The 16,912-nt window shown below is 66.8% G+C and carries 16 protein-coding genes and 1 pseudogene; 9 read left to right on the top strand and 8 right to left on the bottom strand.

What is annotated here, in order from left to right; genetic code table 11:
• Positions 1–49: 49 nt before the first annotated feature.
• The 3 genes from scpB to U5768_RS24345 all read right to left on the bottom strand — a co-directional run bounded on the left by scpB (position 50) and on the right by U5768_RS24345 (position 3,480).
• Entirely contained in the window at positions 50–994 is a 945-nt protein-coding gene (gene scpB / locus U5768_RS24355; protein WP_322032953.1) for an SMC-Scp complex subunit ScpB, read from the bottom strand.
• Between the two features lie 276 nt (positions 995–1,270).
• On the bottom strand, positions 1,271–2,470 hold the full coding sequence (locus tag U5768_RS24350) for a pyridoxal phosphate-dependent aminotransferase (protein WP_322032952.1): 1,200 nt from the start codon (positions 2,468–2,470) through the stop codon (positions 1,271–1,273).
• Positions 2,471–2,577: 107 nt separating this feature from the next.
• The gene (locus U5768_RS24345) at positions 2,578–3,480 is read right to left on the bottom strand and encodes a LysR family transcriptional regulator (protein ID WP_322032951.1); all 903 of its coding nucleotides are present in this window, start codon (positions 3,478–3,480) and stop codon (positions 2,578–2,580) included.
• 426 nt (positions 3,481–3,906) lie between these two features.
• On the opposite strand from U5768_RS24345, the pseudogene U5768_RS24340 reads away from it, so the two are divergent.
• A pseudogene (locus U5768_RS24340) lies at positions 3,907–4,302 on the top strand (transposase); the annotation flags it as partial.
• Between the two features lie 285 nt (positions 4,303–4,587).
• The gene (locus U5768_RS24335) at positions 4,588–4,887 is read left to right on the top strand and encodes a hypothetical protein (RefSeq protein ID WP_322032950.1); all 300 of its coding nucleotides are present in this window, start codon (positions 4,588–4,590) and stop codon (positions 4,885–4,887) included.
• 263 nt (positions 4,888–5,150) lie between these two features.
• Here the strand turns inward: U5768_RS24335 and U5768_RS24330 are convergent, their stop codons facing one another.
• Entirely contained in the window at positions 5,151–5,465 is a 315-nt protein-coding gene (locus tag U5768_RS24330; protein ID WP_028204806.1) for a hypothetical protein, read from the bottom strand.
• Positions 5,466–5,632: 167 nt separating this feature from the next.
• On the opposite strand from U5768_RS24330, the gene U5768_RS24325 reads away from it, so the two are divergent.
• The 4 genes from U5768_RS24325 to U5768_RS24310 all read left to right on the top strand — a co-directional run bounded on the left by U5768_RS24325 (position 5,633) and on the right by U5768_RS24310 (position 8,725).
• Positions 5,633–6,355 (top strand): YdcF family protein, encoded by a 723-nt coding sequence (locus U5768_RS24325; protein ID WP_322032949.1) that lies wholly within the window; start codon positions 5,633–5,635, stop codon positions 6,353–6,355.
• Positions 6,356–6,514: 159 nt separating this feature from the next.
• Positions 6,515–6,748: a hypothetical protein gene (locus U5768_RS24320; protein ID WP_322032948.1), complete on the top strand. Its 234-nt coding sequence runs from the start codon at positions 6,515–6,517 to the stop codon at positions 6,746–6,748.
• A gap of 233 nt (positions 6,749–6,981) precedes the next feature.
• Positions 6,982–7,242, top strand: a complete 261-nt coding sequence (locus U5768_RS24315) for a hypothetical protein (protein ID WP_028204803.1) — start codon at positions 6,982–6,984, stop codon at positions 7,240–7,242.
• A gap of 193 nt (positions 7,243–7,435) precedes the next feature.
• Positions 7,436–8,725 (top strand): EAL domain-containing protein, encoded by a 1,290-nt coding sequence (locus U5768_RS24310; protein WP_322032947.1) that lies wholly within the window; start codon positions 7,436–7,438, stop codon positions 8,723–8,725.
• Between the two features lie 60 nt (positions 8,726–8,785).
• On the opposite strand, the gene arfB is transcribed toward U5768_RS24310, so the two are convergent.
• A complete protein-coding gene (gene arfB, locus U5768_RS24305) occupies positions 8,786–9,190 on the bottom strand; it encodes an alternative ribosome rescue aminoacyl-tRNA hydrolase ArfB (protein WP_322033090.1) in 405 nt (134 codons plus the stop codon).
• Between the two features lie 235 nt (positions 9,191–9,425).
• Here arfB and U5768_RS24300 point away from each other — a divergent pair, with 235 nt between their 5' ends.
• Positions 9,426–10,103: a VC0807 family protein gene (locus tag U5768_RS24300; protein ID WP_322032946.1), complete on the top strand. Its 678-nt coding sequence runs from the start codon at positions 9,426–9,428 to the stop codon at positions 10,101–10,103.
• A gap of 107 nt (positions 10,104–10,210) precedes the next feature.
• A complete protein-coding gene (locus U5768_RS24295) occupies positions 10,211–12,796 on the top strand; it encodes an FUSC family protein (RefSeq protein ID WP_322032945.1) in 2,586 nt (861 codons plus the stop codon).
• A gap of 20 nt (positions 12,797–12,816) precedes the next feature.
• On the opposite strand, the gene U5768_RS24290 is transcribed toward U5768_RS24295, so the two are convergent.
• Together U5768_RS24290 and U5768_RS24285 are read right to left on the bottom strand one after the other, a co-directional pair.
• Positions 12,817–13,011, bottom strand: coding sequence for a hypothetical protein (locus U5768_RS24290; RefSeq protein ID WP_322032944.1), 195 nt, complete (start codon positions 13,009–13,011; stop codon positions 12,817–12,819).
• 101 nt (positions 13,012–13,112) lie between these two features.
• On the bottom strand, positions 13,113–13,574 hold the full coding sequence (locus tag U5768_RS24285; protein WP_028204798.1) for an Lrp/AsnC family transcriptional regulator: 462 nt from the start codon (positions 13,572–13,574) through the stop codon (positions 13,113–13,115).
• A gap of 124 nt (positions 13,575–13,698) precedes the next feature.
• On the opposite strand from U5768_RS24285, the gene U5768_RS24280 reads away from it, so the two are divergent.
• Positions 13,699–14,307, top strand: a complete 609-nt coding sequence (locus U5768_RS24280) for a cysteine dioxygenase family protein (RefSeq protein ID WP_322032943.1) — start codon at positions 13,699–13,701, stop codon at positions 14,305–14,307.
• Positions 14,308–14,320: 13 nt separating this feature from the next.
• Here the strand turns inward: U5768_RS24280 and U5768_RS24275 are convergent, their stop codons facing one another.
• A complete protein-coding gene (locus U5768_RS24275; RefSeq protein ID WP_322032942.1) occupies positions 14,321–16,864 on the bottom strand; it encodes a mechanosensitive ion channel family protein in 2,544 nt (847 codons plus the stop codon).
• Positions 16,865–16,912 lie beyond the last annotated feature (48 nt).

The raw sequence follows: 16,912 nt of genomic DNA, 5'->3' as shown, positions 1-16,912 counted from the left end.
TGTCAGGTTGCGCGCCCGCTTGCGGGGCGCGTCAAAAAAGCGTGTTGCTTCAGATGCCGCGTCGTGCGGCTTCGTCGTCCGTCGTCGAGACGGGGTCGTCCTGCGCCGCGTCGCGGCGGTCTTCGTGTTCTTCTTCGCCCGCCGCATCTGCTTCGTGCGCGGCACCCTGCGCGCGAGCGTCCGGGGCCGGCCCGTCCTGCGCGAGGCTTGCTTCGTCTTGCACCGCGTCGCCCGATGCATCGGCTGCATATGCAACGTTTGCGCCCGCTGCCTCGTGCGTTTGCTCTGTTTCGTGCGCGGCGTGAACACCGGGCGCCTCGCCCCCGGCCTGCAAGAGCGCATCGACGCCCTCCGCTGCCGCATGTTCCACGCCCGCCGCCTCGATGGCCGCCTCGGGCTGACCGTCGGCGACGAACTGCGCCGCGGCGCTCTCGGGAAACTCGATCGCGTGCTGGGCGAGCAGTTGCTCGCCGAACTGGCTCGACGGATCGTCGAGCGGCGGCAATTCGTCGAGCGACTTCAGTCCGAGATCGTCGAGAAACTCCCGTGTCGTTGCGTAGAGCGCCGGGCGGCCCGGCACGTCGCGATGACCGATCACTTCGATCCAGTTGCGGTCCTCGAGCTGCTTGACGACCTGCGTGTTGACCGTGACGCCGCGAATTTCCTCGATGTCGCCACGCGTGACCGGCTGCCGGTACGCGATGATCGCGAGCGTTTCGAGGACCGCGCGCGAATAGCGCGGCGGCTTTTCGGGATGCAACCGGTCAAGATACGTCCGCATGGCCGGCTTGCTCTGAAAGCGCCAGCCCGACGCGAGCCCCACCAGCTCGACGCCGCGCCCGGACCATTCGTTCCGCAGGTCTTCGAGCAGGTTGCGGACCGTGTCGGCCGAAATGTCGTCGGCAAACAGTTTGCGCAGTTCGCCGAGTTTCAACGGCTCCTGCGTGCAGATCAATGCAGTCTCGAGGACGATTTTCGCCTCTTGGGTATTCATGCAGCCAGGTCAGACCCTAAGTAAGGTAAATCAGGTTCAAGGAACCGGATCAGACAGACAAAGACGATATGGAACTTGGAGACGCGCTCGCCCGATTCTGATCGGTCATATTGATGGGAGCACGCACCGGGGGGCCGAAATGCAGGCACAGAGCCAGACCCAGCCGGAGGGAGCCGCGAAATTCCCGCAGGGAATCGCTTGACTGAGCGCCATATTACGCAAAAACGCGGGGTGCGTAAAGACGCCGTTTTGCCCGAGCGCTCCCATTTTAACGGCTCAATGCGCTCCCACCGCCTCCAGGTAGCGCGCGAGTCGCTCGACGCCCGCATCGAGCCGCGCCGGGTCGCACGCATAGCACCAGCGCACGAAGCCTTCACCTTGCGCTCCGAACGCGCTGCCCGGCGCGAGCCCAAGTCCCGCATCGCGCACCAGCGCCTTGCACAGCGCGAGACTGTTCTGCGCGCCGGCCAGCCGGAAAAAGAGGTACATCGCGCCGTGCGGCACCTTCACGTCGACGCCGGGCAGCTTCGCGAGCGCCGCAGCGAGGTGATCGCGCGAGTGGCGCAGATCGGCGACGAGCGAACGCGTGAAGGGCTCGCCGTGTTCGAGCGCCGCGATGCCGGCCTGCTGCACGAACGAGGGCGCGCACGAGGTGTTGTACTCGACCAGCTTGCCCAGATCGTCGGTCAAGGTGCGCGGCACGACCATCCAGCCAAGCCGCCAGCCGGTCATGAGCCACGCCTTCGAAAACGAATTCACGCAGATCAGCCGCTCTTCGCGCGACGCAATGTCGAGAAACGACGGCGCGGTGCGCTCGCTCGCATCGCCGTAGTAAAGGCGCTCGTAGACCTCGTCGGCGACGATCCAGATGCCAAGGCGCCGGCAATGCTCGAGCACCGCGCGCTGCTGGTCGCGCGTCATCACCCAGCCGGTCGGGTTGTTCGGCGAGTTGATCATGAGCAGCCGCGTCTCGGGAGTGAGCGCCGCCAGCAGGCGGTCGAGATCGAGCGTCCAGCCGTGCGCGCCGTAGCTCAGCGAAACCGTCTCGACCGTGGCGCCGAGAATCTTCGGGATCTCGACGAGGTTCGGCCACAGCGGCGTCACCGCCACAACCCGGTCGCCCGCGCCCACGACGAGCTGCGCCGCCAGCATCAGCGCATTCACGCCGGCGCTCGTCACCGCGAGGTTGTCCACCGGCGTCGCGCCGTGCAGCCCGCTCACGTAGCGCGAGAGCGATTCGCGCAGCGGCGCGATGCCGAGGTTGTGCGTGTAAAACGTGTCGCCGCGCCCGAGCGCCTCGGCGGCCGCCTCGCGGATGAACGGCGGCGTTACGCGGTCGGATTCGCCGAACCAGAACGGCAGCACGTCGGGCACGCCGAACCCGGCGTTCGCCACTTCGCGAATCTGCGACGAGCGCAGGGCGCGCACTGCTTCGCGCGGCAGGGACACGGGGGACGACGAATCGGGATCGCTCATCGGGTTTCGGATCGCGGAATGTGGGGAAACGTGAAGTTTAGCGCGCGGCCGGGCGGCGCGAGGTCCGCGCCGGCATGCACCGGATCGGCGACTTCAACGCGCCCGCTTCAGTGCTGCGCTTCGGGCTGGCCGGCGAGTTGACGGATCAGCGACCAGACCGCCTCGGCGGCCGGCGAGAGCGAGCGGTCACGCCGCCGCACCAGTTCGACCGTGCGCTCCGCGCGCGGCACCAGCGGCCGCGCAAGCAAGGGCGCGCCCGCCGGCACGGGCAGCGCGAGCCAGGGCAGTACGCTAATACCCACGCCCGCCTCGACGAGGCCGAATACCGTGGCGGGATGGCCCAGCTCCTGCACCACGCGGGCGTGCACGCCTTGTTCGCTCATCACGGCGTCGATAAGCGGCCGGCTGCCCGAGGCGTAGTCGAGCATCACGAGCCGCTCGCCGTCCAGCTCGCGCCACGACACTTCCTGGCTCAGCGCGAGCGCGTGATCGCCGCGCACGACCACGCAGAACGAGTCCGTCGTCAGACATTCCGTTTCGAGATCCTCGGCATCAAAGGGCCCGATGATGACGCCGAAGTCGACCTCCCCCGAGCGGATCTTGCGAACCACGTCGCTCTGCACGTCGTCGCGCAATCCGAGCGTGATGTAGGGAAACTGCCGCCCGCACGCGGCCACGACCTGCGGCATCAAGCGGCACGCGACCGTCGGGCTGGCCGCCACGACCACGCGGCCGCGGCGCTGCTCGCCAATCTCGCGAATTTCGCGCAAGGCGTCATCCAGATCGTTGAGAAGGCGCGCAATGCTCGCGATCAGATTCGCGCCGACATCCGTGAGCTGCACCTCGCGCGTGGTCCGGTCGACGAGCTTCACGCCAATCTCGGCTTCGAGTTCGCGCACACAGCGGCTCACCGCCGACTGCGTGAGCCCGATTTCGTCGCCTGCCCGGCTGAAACTCTGCAGCCGGGCGACCTCGATGAACACCCGCAACTGCCGCAGCGTCACATTCATCCGCTCGCCTCATGAATTGTCAATTTTCATGCGATTTTATGCCGGCCACCCGTGGTTGAGGGCGGGGACACCCCATCGACCATGGTTCGCCGCAATGCAGCAATACGGCGCAAACGCACGCAGGACGGGCTTGTGTGCACAAGATTGGTGATTCTCCCGATTTTCTCGACAAGTGTTTTCGAGTCTTATACGCCCCTGGCAATCTCCCGCGCGGGCTTGGCGCCACGCGGCTTCAAGACGAGAACGTACGTGCTGGCACGGTTTTCGCATTAAGGCACGCACAGGTTCGATGGACGCCTCCGGACGCATGCAGTCCGGGACGATCCAGCCGGGCCCGCCTGGTACTCCGGCATCCGGCCGGGAGTCCATGAAGAGTGCGCAGCGCGGGGCAGCGCACCGGAGATAGCTTCGCTGAGGTGAAACATGATGCTGTTCGACGATTTGAGAGACAACGAATGGGCGCTGGTCGAGGCGTTGTTCTGTGCCGAACCGGCACGGAGCGAACGGCGCGGGCGGCCTCGCGTCGAAGCGCGTGCTGTGGTCAACGCGGTGCTTTGGGTGCTTTCGACGGGCGAAGGCTGGTCCAAGCTGCCGGGCCGCTACCCCTCGCCGCCGACCTGCCGCCGCCGTTTCGACGAGTGGCAGGCAGACGGCACGCTTGCCGAGATCGTCAAGCGACTGGGTTCGAACGGGCGTGAAATTTCGCTGCGCGGCCGTATCGGCGCGACGGCGACCAAGCCGCCCGCGCCGCCGAGCCGCGATCGCCTGCGTGGCGCGTTCTGGACGAATCCGGAATCGTGGCGCGCGCCGGTGAAGATGGCCTGAGCCACGCTTGAACCTGCTTTTCCGCCGGGCGCCTCGTGCGTCCGGCGCGTTTTCTCCCCTCTTCCACGCTTCCTGAGCGCAGCGGACCGCCTGCCGGACCGCATCCACACTGACGCCCGTTCGGGCTGATCCAGGCCGCATTGGACATCGCTGCGTACGCAACGAAGCGATCGGCATTGCGCGATACATCTCTTTACCAATATTTACAGCGCGCTTTCGTGCTCGACGCTACCGTAGGAGCATGTCCATTAACGTCAAGAAACTGGATTGACGGGAGCCTCCATGAAATCCATGAACCTCCACATCCGGGGCGTCATGGTTTCGCTGTCCGCCCTCGCCCTTTTTGTGCCAACGGCGTCTTTCGTGTCGTTTAGCGCCGCGGCCCAGCCGCCGCATGCTTCGGTACCGGCATGGTCGATGTCGCGCACCGGCGCGCATGCCCCGCTTCCGCCGGTGGCGCCTGGCCCCAGCGCGGGCAACCCGCCGGTGCCGCGCGGCGACTTGCGCGGCGACATAGCGGACAATGCCCGCCGCAGCGCGTCCCAGCCGCCGCAGAAGCCCGAACAAACGCAACGGCGGTGAGCCGGCCAGCGAAACATCAATGAGGAAACAGTCGGAGCCGAGGAAGGAGAGGCGATGACCGTAAATGACCGTAAGACCGCGAAAGCGGGCCGCAAACGCGCCATGAAGGACCGCGGCTCAGCATATACCCTGCCCCGGGGAACCACCGCGCCTCACGTGTGGTCTACCCTAACGCCATCAAGCACAGCGTGGCAGCAGTAATTCCGGTAAGCCCGTGTCTTTCGATGCGGGCTTTTTTTTGGCGGGTGGAGAATGGTGGCGTGTTACTGGCTCGCTTCGAGTCCGGATTGCGGTACGCGCTCCGCGACGTAATCGGCCACTCGGTGCGCGCTCCACTGAAGCGTGCGCTCGTCGCGCGCGAGCCGGGCGAATTCGGCGCGGCCGCGATCGGTTAGCACGGCGATGTCGACCGGCGCGTGGAAGCCCGGCGCCGGCGCAACGGTGCGCTGCCGGACGATGTCCATCATGCCGAGATCGCGCAAATACTGGAACACTTCAGGACGACGCGCCCACGGGACCTGCCGGTACTGCACCCGCCGCAGCGCTTCGAGTACTGCTTCGTTGGAATACGTGGTCATCTCACTTCTTTCTTAAAATGCAGTCCAGGTTATCCGGTCCCCCGTGAAAGCGGGTTTCCCGCTTCCCGCACGGCCAACGCCGCGCCACGCTCGCGGCGCAAAGGTCGGTTGGACGCACTTTTTCCCGAAAACAATACGTTACCTCATCCAAATTGATTCTAATCGTTTTGTTTGCGCTATTTATTGCGCTCGGCCTGCTGTGGCGCAACGCGCGATGGCGTGTCGCAGCCTGCGCGGCGGCGGTCTTCTGGCTGCTCGCAACCGGCTGGCTCTCCGGGGCGCTGCTCGATTTCGCCCAGCCGGCGTTGTATCGCACTCCCTACGATCAAACGAAGATCGGCCCGGCGAGCTTCGGTCCACGCACCGCCATCATCATGCTGGGCGGAGGCACCGAATCGCGCGACGGCGAACTGGTACCCGCGCGCGACGTGTACGCACGCATCGCCCTTGCCGCCGAACTGCACGCGCAGTGCGCGCGCGCGGGCGGCGCGTGCCGTGTGATCGTGAGCGGCGGCAACCCCGAGCGTCACGCAAGCGCCGAGGCCGACAACTACGCGCCCTACCTGCTGCGCGCGGGCGTGCCGAGCGCCGATCTCGTGCTCGAAAACCAGAGTCTTACGACGTATCAAAACGCGCGCAACGTCGCGCCCATCGTTCGGGCCGGCAACGACGAAACGCTGCTGCTCGTGACGTCCTCGTACCAGATGCGCCGCGCGATGCTCGATTTTCACCGGTTCGACATGCACCCGCTGCCGGCGGTATCGAGCGTGCGCCACGTCGAGCGCGGTCTGCTGCCGCGCGTGGCCAACCTCAGGTCCGCCGAAACGGCGCTCCATGAATCGATTGGGGTTGCCCAGTTTTATGTCTATCGGATGATCGGCTGGTTCTAGCGTCACCGCGTGACGCCACCAGGTGTAACGAGATGTAACTCCCGTGGGAACGGTTTATGCGATGTCATCTGGTGCGAGTATTTGATCGTTAGAATGACATGTCCATCCTGCTTGGACAGGTACCGGCTGGGTCCATAAACCGCTCCTTCGGAGGTAGAGATGAAAAAAGTGTCCCTCGCAGTCCTGATTTCGCTTTCCGCACTGACGGGCGCTGCGTATGCGCAGTCGGACAACGGCATCACGATGAGCACCGATCCGGCCAGGGCAGACGACGTCCTGCAACGCGCCCAGGCCCTGCAGCAGCAACAGGAAGCCGCGCCCGCACCGGCGCCGGCGCCCATGACGCATCACAAGTCGGGGCATTCGCATCACAAGAAGGCTCCCGCCCAGTAAGCCGGGGCGAGGACTGGCCGCACGCGGGCAGCCCCTCACCCGCAACCATGAAGCCGATGCGGCGTTTGCCGTCATCGGCTTTTTTTCTATCCGCTTCCACCTCGTCGCCCCGGCCCTCGTGCGCATGGCCACCGCGCCGGCCCGCGGGCGCGGTATGCTAAAGTCGCGCACCTCGAAAACGCCCGGTCGGCGTAGACCCAACCTTTTGTGCGCGCCACGCGCGGAGAGACACAATGAGCAACATCCAGCTCGATATCGAATGGACCGAAGCGGCCTCACGCAAGATCGAAAAACTGATGCCGCGCGGCGGCAACCAGGACGCATATCTCGCGCTGCCTCCCGTCGAATGCCTGCCGATGGAAGGCGACGTGCTGTTCCTCGGGCCGGCCGGCAAGCAGCAGCCGTTCATCGTCGCCGAACGTCAGTACCATCACGAAGGCGACGCGGACTGGACCATCATCCTCATTCTCGACGTGCCCGACACCGCGCACTGAGCGGCACGTTCCGTCTCGCCACGCCAGGCACGACCGAGGCGAGCAATATTTTCCGATAGTCCGTACACTTGACGACAGGCCCCGCCGGTTATCGCCGTCGGGCTGGCGCCTGCGACAAACGGCAGTCGCGCGGCCCGCGGGCCTGCGGGTTCAAACGCTCACGAACCGCGCGCGACGCCGCGCGTCCCGAGCCATGCCGAACGATCCGTCGAACGCCAGGGCGGTTGCCGCCGCCAGCCTGCTCGCCCAACTCCAGCCGCGCGCTGCGGGCTGGGGCGCGCAATGGCGCGGCTGCGCGCTCGACAGCGCGTTCCAGCCGGTGCTCTCCATCACGCACCAGCGCGTGGTCGGCTATGAAGCGTTGCTGCGCGTGACCGACGCATCGGGCCACGCTGTCGCCCCGCCCGATCTGTTCGCAACGGTCGAAGGCGCCGAGGCGCAGCAACTCGACGAACTCGCCCGCTGCCTGCATCTCGCGAATTTCGTCGAGCAAGGCGTGGAAACCGGCTGGATCTTCCTGAACACCCTGCCGCGCAGCGCACGCGCCGCCGATCCCGCGCAGGCCGCCATCGACGGCTTGTGCCGCTACTTCGACTTCCCGCGCGAACGTGTGGTGATCGAGGTTCTCGAGCAGCGCGGCGGCGACGAATACAGCTCGTTCGTCGACGAACGACCGCCTGCGGGCGGCCGCGATTTCCTCGTCGCGCTCGACGACTTTGGCGCCGGGTTCTCCAATTTCGATCGCGTGTGGCGCTACCGGCCCGACATCGTCAAGCTCGACCGCTCGCTCGTCACGCGCGCGGCCAGCGGCGAAAGTCACGTGGCATTCATTTCGGAGCTGGTGTCGATCCTTCATCACGCGGGCACGATGGTGCTCGCCGAAGGCGTCGAGACCGAGTCGCAGCTCATGGTGCTGATGCAGGCCGACATCGATCTCGTGCAGGGCTTCTGGTTCGGCGAGCCACGCGCTTCGGTACGGGAAGCCGGGGCCGCCGCGCCCGCGCTCGCGCAGTCGATGTGGCGGCGCTTCGCCGACTACCAGCGCAGCACCGAGATCATCGAACAGGTCAATTTCGGCGCGCTCTCGCACGCCATGCTGTGCGGCGCGCGGGTGCTCACGGGCGGCGGAACGCTTGAGGCCGCCGCCAACGCGATCTTCAGCGACGGCGCCAGCCGCGCGCAGCGCGTCTTCACCGCGGACGAACACGGCGAGCAGCACGAACCTTCGATTACGATGCCAGGCGTCGGGCCGCCCGCGCGCCTCGCGCCTTTCTATCCCGATACCGACAGCAACTGGTCGCGCCGCGAGTATTTCCGGCGTGCGCTTGCCACGCCCGGCCGGGTCGCGGTGATGGGTCCGCACTATTCGCTCAACGACGGCGAACTCTGCTACACGGGCGCCATCGCGCTCGACTACGGCGGCGCGACGCACGTGTTGTGCGCGGACTTTCCGCCCGAGCACGGGCCGCGCGAGCGGCCGTGACGCGCAGCGGGCCAATCCGACTGCAAGCCTGCCGCCTGCAAGCCTGCCGCCTGCGCACCGCTATTCGGGTATGCGCCGCCGCCCCGCCTTCAGCTCGCCGGTGCGCGCCTTGCTGTCGAGCCGGCGCAGCTTCGAAGCGCGCGTGGGGCGCGTCGCCACGCGCGCCTTGCGCGTCACGCTCACGCTGTCGACCAGTTCCTCGAGGCGCGCGAGCGCGGCCACGCGGTTCTGCTCCTGCGTGCGGTATTCCTGCGACTTGATGACCACGACGCCCTCGCCCGTAATCCGACGGTCGGCGAGCGCGAGCAGACGCATCTTGAGCACCTCGGGCAACGACGAGGCGCGAATGTCGAAGCGCAGATGAATCGCGCTCGACACCTTGTTGACGTTCTGGCCGCCCGCGCCTTGTGCGCGAACGGCGACGAGTTCGATTTCCTGCAACGGGATGGGCGCGCGGGCAGTCATGGGCGAAGTAAATGAGAGCACGCGGCAGTGTCGCACAGCGCGGCCTGGTTGGCACAAGCACGCCGCGCGCGCAGCACGGCCCAGCGCAAAGCCGGCAAGCCGATACGCCTGATACGCCGCGGGCATGCGGCGTGCAAACAGCCGCTCGGGCGGCCAGGCAGCCAGTTTGCCGCCGCGCAGCGCATGAACCATACTGGCGTCATTCCCTCCTCAGAACCACAGGAGCACGCAACCCATGAAGCTGCGTCCAGCATTCGTCGCCGAACTGGCGGTCAACCTGCTGCTTCCGTGGGTCGCCTATCGTCTCGCCGAGCCGTATTGGGGCGAAGTCGGCGGCCTCGTTGCCTCGGCCGCGCCGCCGCTTGCCTGGAGCATGGTCGAACTCGTGCGCTTTCGGCGCGTCGATGCGCTCTCGGCCGTCATCCTGCTCGGCATCGTGCTCTCGCTGCTGGCCGTCGCGTTCGGCGGCGGCCCGCGCGTGCTGCTGATGCGCGAGAGTCTTGCTTCGGGCGCGATCGGCGCCGCGTTCCTGATCTCGCTATTGGCGAAGCGCCCGCTCGTGTTCTATCTCACGCGAGCCACGGTCGCACGCGAGACTCGCGAGGGCGTCGCGCGGCTCGAACAGCTCTGGAACGAGAACGCGAGATTCGTCGCGGCCATGCGCCTCCTCACGTTCATCTGGGGCCTTGGACTGTGTCTCGATTCCGCGCTGCGCACCTATCTCGCCGCCACCTGGCCCATCGAGCGCTTTCTCGTCGTCTCGCCAATCATCGGCTATGGCGTATTCGGCGCCCTGATGGCCTGGACTTTCTGGTATCGCACGCGCATGCGGCGCATCCATGGCACGCACGGCCTGCTCGGCGATGCGCACGCAACCGCCAGCGCGAACACAAGCACGTTGAGCGTGGACTGAAGACACGCGGTCTGGCACGCACCAGCGGTCAGATCGCGCCCGAAATACGTTAGACTCAGCGCCACAGTCCGCGGCGTACCGTCCGCTCTCGAACTTCCCGGCAGTCGATGCGCTACTCCGTAGAAATCAGGAAATTCCTCTATAGCCAGTACTTTTACGGCGGCCTGCGCATCGCGATCGGCATCTCGCTTCCCGCCGTCCTGTGCCTGTTCGTCTTTCACAAGAGCGAACTGGGCTTCACCATCTCGACCGGCGCGCTCGGCGCGTGCGTGGTCGACATGCCGGGGCCGCTCAAGTACAAGCGCAACGAAATGCTCGCGTGCAGTGCGATCGGGTTTCTCTCCGCTTTTGCGACCGGCCTCGCCACCTTCAGTCCCATCGCGCTATGGGCCACGGTGGTGCCGCTCACCTTCGTGCTCTCGCTGATCGTGGTGTACGGCAACCGCTGGCCGCAGATCAGCTTCGCCACCCTCTTCATGATGGTGATGACGCTCGAAGAGCATTTCACGCCGCATCTCGCGCTCGTCAATGCGCTGTGGATCCTGCTGGGCGGCCTCTGGTACACGGCGTGGTCGACCTTGATCAGCCAGTTGCTGCTCGATCGCATCGAGCAGCAGGCGCTCGCCGAAAGCGTGTTCGCGTGCGCCGACTATCTGCTCGCGCGCGCCCAGTTCTTCGATCTCGACAACGACCTCGACGAGTGCTATCGCAACCTCGTCGCGAAGCAGATCGCCGCCGTCGAGCGACAGGACGCGGCACGCGACATCGTGCTGCGCAACCTGCCCAAACTCCGGGCCGGCAAGATCGACGCGCGGCGCGCCATGCACTTCAACCTGTTCATCAACACGGTCGATCTGCATGAACTGTTCGTGGGCGCGCACACCGACTACCCGCTCGTGCGCAACACGTTCGGCGGTTCCGACCTGCTCGTGTTCTACCGGGACCTGATCCGCAAGGCCGCCGCCGATCTCGAAGACATCGGCCTCGCGGTGCTGCAAAACGAAGCGCCGCGCGCGAGCGTGAACGTGAAGGCCGAACTGCGCGCCATCGAATACGAACTCGATCAGTTGAAGAAGCGCGATCTGGCCGCGAGCGACCCCGAGGTCTATGCGGCGATCTCGGCGTCGTTCCGGCGTATCTGGAGCGCCACGCGGCTGATCGACCGCATGCGCCGCAATCTCGCGAGCGAAGTGCCGGCGACCGAAACCGAGGTGCGCATCGACGAGGCGCTCGCGCGCTTCGTGACGAACCGCCGCGTGTCCTGGCTGCAGATCTTCTCGAATCTCACGATGGCCTCGCCGAGCTTTCGCCACGCATTGCGCGTGACGATCGCCGTGGCGGTGGGCTTCTGGCTCGGGCGGCTGCTGCCGCTCACCAACGCCTACTGGATCGTGATGACGAGCATCATCATCCTGAAGCCCGGCTACTCGCTCACGCGCCAGCGCAATGCGCAGCGTATCGTCGGCACGCTGATCGGCTGCATCGCGAGCATTGCGCTGATCCTGCTCGTGAAGCAGCCGCTCGTGCTGCTCGTCTCGATGTTCGCGGCAATGGTGATGAGCTACAGCCTGCTGCTCTTCAACTACACGGCGAGCGTGGTGTTCACGTCGGCGTACGTGCTGCTGATGTTCCACCTGCTCGCGCCGGGCAGCCTGCGCATCATCGGCGAGCGCGCGATCGACACGGTGGTGGGCTGCATGATCGCCATCGCCGCGAGTCATCTGTTCCCGTACTGGGAATATCGCCTGATGGGCAAACTCGTGCACGACATGATCGCCGCGACGCGCAGCTATCTGGAGGCGAGCTGGTGGTGGAGCGGGCGCGCGAGCGCGCCGCAGCCCGCGTTCGCGGGAGCCGTGGCGAGCGAGGCAGGCGCAGGCGTGCCGGCGCATGCCGCCGCGACCGCCACAACCGCCACTACAACTTCAGCCGTCGATGCGGGCGGCCTCGCGAACAGCGTTTCGGGCAGCGTGAGCGCAATGACGAGCGCCTCGGCGAATGCGGCGACCGTGGTTGACGAAGCGGTTGCGCAGGCGGTTGACGACCCGCCCGCCGCAGCCGCAACCGCCTCGGCCACGGCGACGATCGACCATTCGCCCACCGCCGGCGCGCCCGGTTCGCCCGTTTCAGCCGTAGGCGCGAAAGCCACCGCCCAGGCCGCGCACTCCACGGCGGGCGCAGCCGCAGCGGCGCCTTCGCTGGCGCGCGATTTCCGCTACCGGCTCGCGCGCAAGAACGTACACGTGGCGTTTGCGAATCTCGGCCAGGCGTTCCAGCGCATGATGCTCGAACCGAAGGCCGCGCAGAGGTTCGTGCCCGAACTCAACGACCTGCTCGTGCGCAGCCACGTCCTCGCCTCGCACATCACGGCCACCGCGCCGCTGCTGCGCAGCACGGCGCGGCCCGATCAACCGGAAATCAAGCTCGATGTACTCGAGCGCGCGCTCTCGTGCGTGCACGAGAACCTCGTCGCCGCCGAAGCGGGTACGCCCGCGCCGCTCGATCAAACCGACATCACGAAGCAGCTCACGCGGGAACTCGATGCGATGGTAGTGGAAGCCGAGCGCGCGCTCGGCGCCACGGCGGAGCTTGCGCAGGAACTCAAGCTGCTCGCGCATCAATGCAAGCAGATGATCGCGGCGTCCTGGCTCATTCGCCGGGACGCGAGCATCATCCGCCTGCCGGAGGAATAAAAAGCAAAGCGCCCGGCGCGTCACTGCGCCGAGCCGCTGGCCTGCGAAGCGCCCGCGCTCGCGGCTGCGTTTGCCCCGCTGGCGCCCACCGATTCTTCGTACTCGCGCTTGCTTTTCAGCGCGTTGAACAGCACGGTGCCGATCACGAACACCACCACCACCACGATGAACACCGCAACGCCGACGGTGGGGTTTTTCTTGCGCGGTTCGCTCATCGGTCGTGCCCAGCCTCGAATAGGAATTGGATGACAGGAACGGGCATTCTACGCCGCCATGCCTTGCAGACGGCTTGCGCCACGAGGCGCCTGCGCGGGCCTCAAGTGCCGCTACGCACGGGCAGCGCCGTCGAATACTTGAGCTGCTCCATCGCGAAGCTCGAACTGACGTCGAACAGCGGCACGGCGCGAATGAGCTGCTTGTAGACGCGGTCGAAATCGTCGATATCGGAGACCACGATGCGCAGCAGGTAGTCGGTCTCGCCGCTCATGCGATACGCCTCGACGATCTCGGGAATCTCCTGCACGGCGCGCGTGAAAGTCTGCGCCCAGGCTTCCGTGTGCTGGTTCGTGCGCACGGCGACGAACACCGTCGTTCCCACGCCAAGCTTGCGCGGATCGCACAGCGCGACCTGCGCGCGGATCACGCCCGTTTCCTTCAGCCGTTGCACGCGCTTCCAGCACGGCGTTTGCGAAAGATTGACGCGCTGCGCCAGTTCGGCGACCGGCATCGTCGCGTCCTGCTGAAGCAGCTCAACCAGCTTTCTGTCGATAAGATCCATTTCCGCACCCCCCGAAGCGTAGAAATTTATTCTACACGACGGGAAAACGGGAAAAGAATAGGAAAACTCTTTCCACGCGCAAACGGCTATAAATCTTCCTACAGGAAACGGAAGAAAAAACGCCATGAACGCCCCAGCCGAACTCGCTCTGCTGAGCGCCGTCCACACCGCGGAGCAGCACGCCGCGGCCGTGGCGCGCTTCACCGCCGCACTCGACGCCGCCTTCGACGCCTGCGCGACGCCCGACGACCCGTCGCGCTGCGCCCGCTTCGCGCGCAGCCTGCGCGCGGCGCTCACGCACGCGCTCGCCGACCCGGCGCTCGTCACGAGCGCGCAGCGAGAAGGCTGCGCGGACACGTACCGGCGTCATGTCATCGCGACCGACAGCCGCGGCCGTTATACGGTAGCGGCACTCGTCTGGCAACCTGGCCACGCGAGCCCGATCCACGCGCATCACACGTGGTGCGGTTACGCCGTGCTCGACGGCACGCTCACCGAAACACTCTACGCATGGGACGAGGCGCGCCAGGGCGCCGACGTGGTTCGCTCGCATCCGCGCGCAAGCGGCGCGGTGGCGTTCGGCGGGCGCGGGCGCGCGGGCATCCACCGGCTTTCCAACGGTAGCGGCGCGCAGGCGGTGTCGCTGCACGTGTACGGCGTCGCCGCCGAGCATATCGCTACGCAAGTCAACGACGTGCTGCCACTGCTGCGCGAAAGCGCCATGGGCAGCTAAAACAGACAACCGTTCAGCCGCGGCTGCCCGCCGTGGGAATCTGCGGCGGCGCGCCCTCGGGACCCGCTGTCGGCGGCGGCGCGGGCCGCGGCTCGTGCGACGCATCGCGCGCCACGCCGCCCGCCGCCCGCGCCGCGGACGCATGCGGATGGCCCTGCGCCGCGCCCGCCTCCCCATGCAGCTCGTCGGCATCGCCGCTGCGCGAGGACATGTGCACCTGCATCTGCGGCACCGGCATCTCGATGCCCGCTTCGTCCATATGGCGCTTCAGGCGCGCATTGAACGCGCGAGCCACGCTCCACTGCTGCAGCGGCCGCGTCTTGATCTGCCCTTTCACGACCATCCAGTTCGGATCGAAGCGGTCGAGCCCCCACACTTCCACGGGCCCGAGTATCTCGCGGCGATAGCGAAAGTCGGCCACAAGTTCCGCGCCGGTTTCGCGAATCATGCGCGTGACGGTATCGAGATCGACCGAGAACGGCACGCGCACTTCGAACACGGCAAACGCAAAATCGCGCGAGAGGTTCTTCACGATCTTGATCTGCGAGAACGGAATGGCGTGGATCGCGCCCTGCCCGTCGCGCAGCCGCACGGTGCGGATCGACAGATGCTCGACCGTGCCCGCATGGCCGTTGTCGATGTCGATCCAGTCGCCCACCGAGATCGTCTCCTCGATGATGATGAACAGGCCCGTAATGAGATCGGCCACGAGCGACTGCGCACCAAAGCCGATGGCAAGCCCGATCACGCCCGCGCCGGCGAGCAGGGGCGTGACGTTGATGCCGAGATTAGCCGCGGTGACGATGCCGGTGACGGTGAGAATCGTTACGAGCACGGCGTTGCGCACGAGCGGCAGCATGGTGCGCGCGCGCGTGCTGGGCGCGCGGCCCTTGGTGCGCGCGCCGGTCGGGTTGAGCGCTTCGAGAATCGCGGTATCGATGGTGATCCAGACGAGCCACGCGAGAAACACCGTCGACACGATCGCGAAAATGGCATGCGCTATGCCGCGCGCGGCCACGCTGGCCTCGATGATGGCGGCAAGCGAGATGTCCCAGAGGCGCGCGCACGATTCGAAATACGCGAACCAGATGAACACCACCAGCAGCGTGCCCGCGAAGCGCAGCAGACGCCGCAGATAGGGCGAGCGCCGCCGCACGCGCGCCGGATTCGGGCGCGTGATGCGCAGCACGACCGCCGAGAGGAAGAACGCGAGCACGAGCAGGAGCGCGGAGACCACGGAAATCTGCAGCACGTCGTCGCGGCTGCCGATGCCGCCGAAGGTGGCGACGATCGACGCGCCGGCGAGCAGCAGCATCGGCAGTTGCCAGAGCGAGGCGAGCACGTCGAGGACTTCGGTGAGCGCCTTGTGCCGGTGGCGCAGCGTATAGCCGCGGTTGCGGATCAGATGCGCGACCGGCCGCCGGAACGCGATGGCGAATGCGACCGTCAGCGCGGCGGCCGCCATGTTCGCCGCGGTGCTCACCAGCGCGGCCAGATTCACGCCCAACTGGCGCGCGACTTCGAAATTGGTCGCGGCGTCGCCGAGCGCGGCCAGCACGCCGATCGCGAAGAGCAGCCGGCGCGAGCGTGCGATCAGGAGGCGCACGGCCGCGCGCCGGTGCCCCGAGCCGAACAGCGAGAACATGATGAGGCAGATCGACGAGAACACCGCGCCCGCGACGATCGCGTAGGCGATCACGAGGGCGAGCGTGCGCCCGAGGGCGTCCGGCAGCGAGCGCTCGACCACGAGCGCGCCGACGAACGCCACGATCCACGGCGCCGCGCGGTGCACAACGAAAATCAGCAGATCGACGGTACGTGGATCGGGTCGCAGCCCCGTCTCGACGTCGAAACGCCTGAGCAGGCGCCGCTCGATCCAGCGCAGCACCGCCGCGCATGCGCCCCAGCCGGCCAGCATGGCGAAGAGATCGAACACGATGCGGCCGGGGTTTTCCCCTTCCCCGCCCGAAGCGATGTCATAAAGCTCAAGACCGGCCGCTCTGAAGCGCCCGGCCCAGTAGTGAAACGGACTGCGGCCGCGGCGCGCGTCCGCCTCGACCGAAGCGAGGCCAGACGCGATCGCGCCCAGCAACCCCGAGGTGGCCGCCGCGCCCGAGGCGGGCGCGGGCGCCACGTTTTGCGACACGCTGCGCAGCTTCTTGAGCTGGTTGAGGAGCGCGGTGCGCTGGCGCTCGTTGTCGAGCGTGGCGATGACGCTGTCGAGCGAGCGCGTGAACTCGGCCTCGCTCGCGGGGGAAGGCGCGGATGCCGCCTCGGCTGCGGAGGCGCCCGAGGCGGCGGCCGGCGCGCCGGTGATGATGCTTTTGAGCACAGGCAGCACAGGCGCCGGCACTGCCTGGGCCGAGGCTCGTATGGGCACGGCAAAGCACGCAGCGAGGCTTGCTAGAAGCAGTAGCGCGCGAATCGTTGCGCAAACCCGCGCGCGCACGCACAAACGCGCCGACACGCCGCGCGAAAATGGTGCACGATCCGCCGCACCGAAGCGCATGCGCGACGGCCCGGCGCCCGCGCTATCGCGTCCGATGCTGGTATTCATGGCGGAGGGGCAAAAACAGGACGTTCCAGTTTAGCCGCACTCCGCCTC

The sequence above is a fragment of the Paraburkholderia sp. J76 genome (assembly GCF_905220295.1).
Taxonomy (GTDB): Bacteria; Pseudomonadota; Gammaproteobacteria; order Burkholderiales; family Burkholderiaceae; genus Paraburkholderia.
This window is presented reverse-complemented; position numbering and strand designations above follow the sequence as displayed.

Coding starts and splice junctions, on each gene's coding strand:
- scpB (WP_322032953.1), bottom strand. CDS start 994: ATGAATACCCAAGAGGCGAAAATCGTCCTCGAGACTGCATTGATCTGC.
- U5768_RS24350 (WP_322032952.1), bottom strand. CDS start 2,470: ATGAGCGATCCCGATTCGTCGTCCCCCGTGTCCCTGCCGCGCGAAGCA.
- U5768_RS24345 (WP_322032951.1), bottom strand. CDS start 3,480: ATGAATGTGACGCTGCGGCAGTTGCGGGTGTTCATCGAGGTCGCCCGG.
- U5768_RS24335 (WP_322032950.1), top strand. CDS start 4,588: ATGAAATCCATGAACCTCCACATCCGGGGCGTCATGGTTTCGCTGTCC.
- U5768_RS24330 (WP_028204806.1), bottom strand. CDS start 5,465: ATGACCACGTATTCCAACGAAGCAGTACTCGAAGCGCTGCGGCGGGTG.
- U5768_RS24320 (WP_322032948.1), top strand. CDS start 6,515: ATGAAAAAAGTGTCCCTCGCAGTCCTGATTTCGCTTTCCGCACTGACG.
- U5768_RS24315 (WP_028204803.1), top strand. CDS start 6,982: ATGAGCAACATCCAGCTCGATATCGAATGGACCGAAGCGGCCTCACGC.
- U5768_RS24310 (WP_322032947.1), top strand. CDS start 7,436: ATGCCGAACGATCCGTCGAACGCCAGGGCGGTTGCCGCCGCCAGCCTG.
- arfB (WP_322033090.1), bottom strand. CDS start 9,190: ATGACTGCCCGCGCGCCCATCCCGTTGCAGGAAATCGAACTCGTCGCC.
- U5768_RS24300 (WP_322032946.1), top strand. CDS start 9,426: ATGAAGCTGCGTCCAGCATTCGTCGCCGAACTGGCGGTCAACCTGCTG.
- U5768_RS24295 (WP_322032945.1), top strand. CDS start 10,211: ATGCGCTACTCCGTAGAAATCAGGAAATTCCTCTATAGCCAGTACTTT.
- U5768_RS24290 (WP_322032944.1), bottom strand. CDS start 13,011: ATGAGCGAACCGCGCAAGAAAAACCCCACCGTCGGCGTTGCGGTGTTC.
- U5768_RS24285 (WP_028204798.1), bottom strand. CDS start 13,574: ATGGATCTTATCGACAGAAAGCTGGTTGAGCTGCTTCAGCAGGACGCG.
- U5768_RS24280 (WP_322032943.1), top strand. CDS start 13,699: ATGAACGCCCCAGCCGAACTCGCTCTGCTGAGCGCCGTCCACACCGCG.
- U5768_RS24275 (WP_322032942.1), bottom strand. CDS start 16,864: ATGAATACCAGCATCGGACGCGATAGCGCGGGCGCCGGGCCGTCGCGC.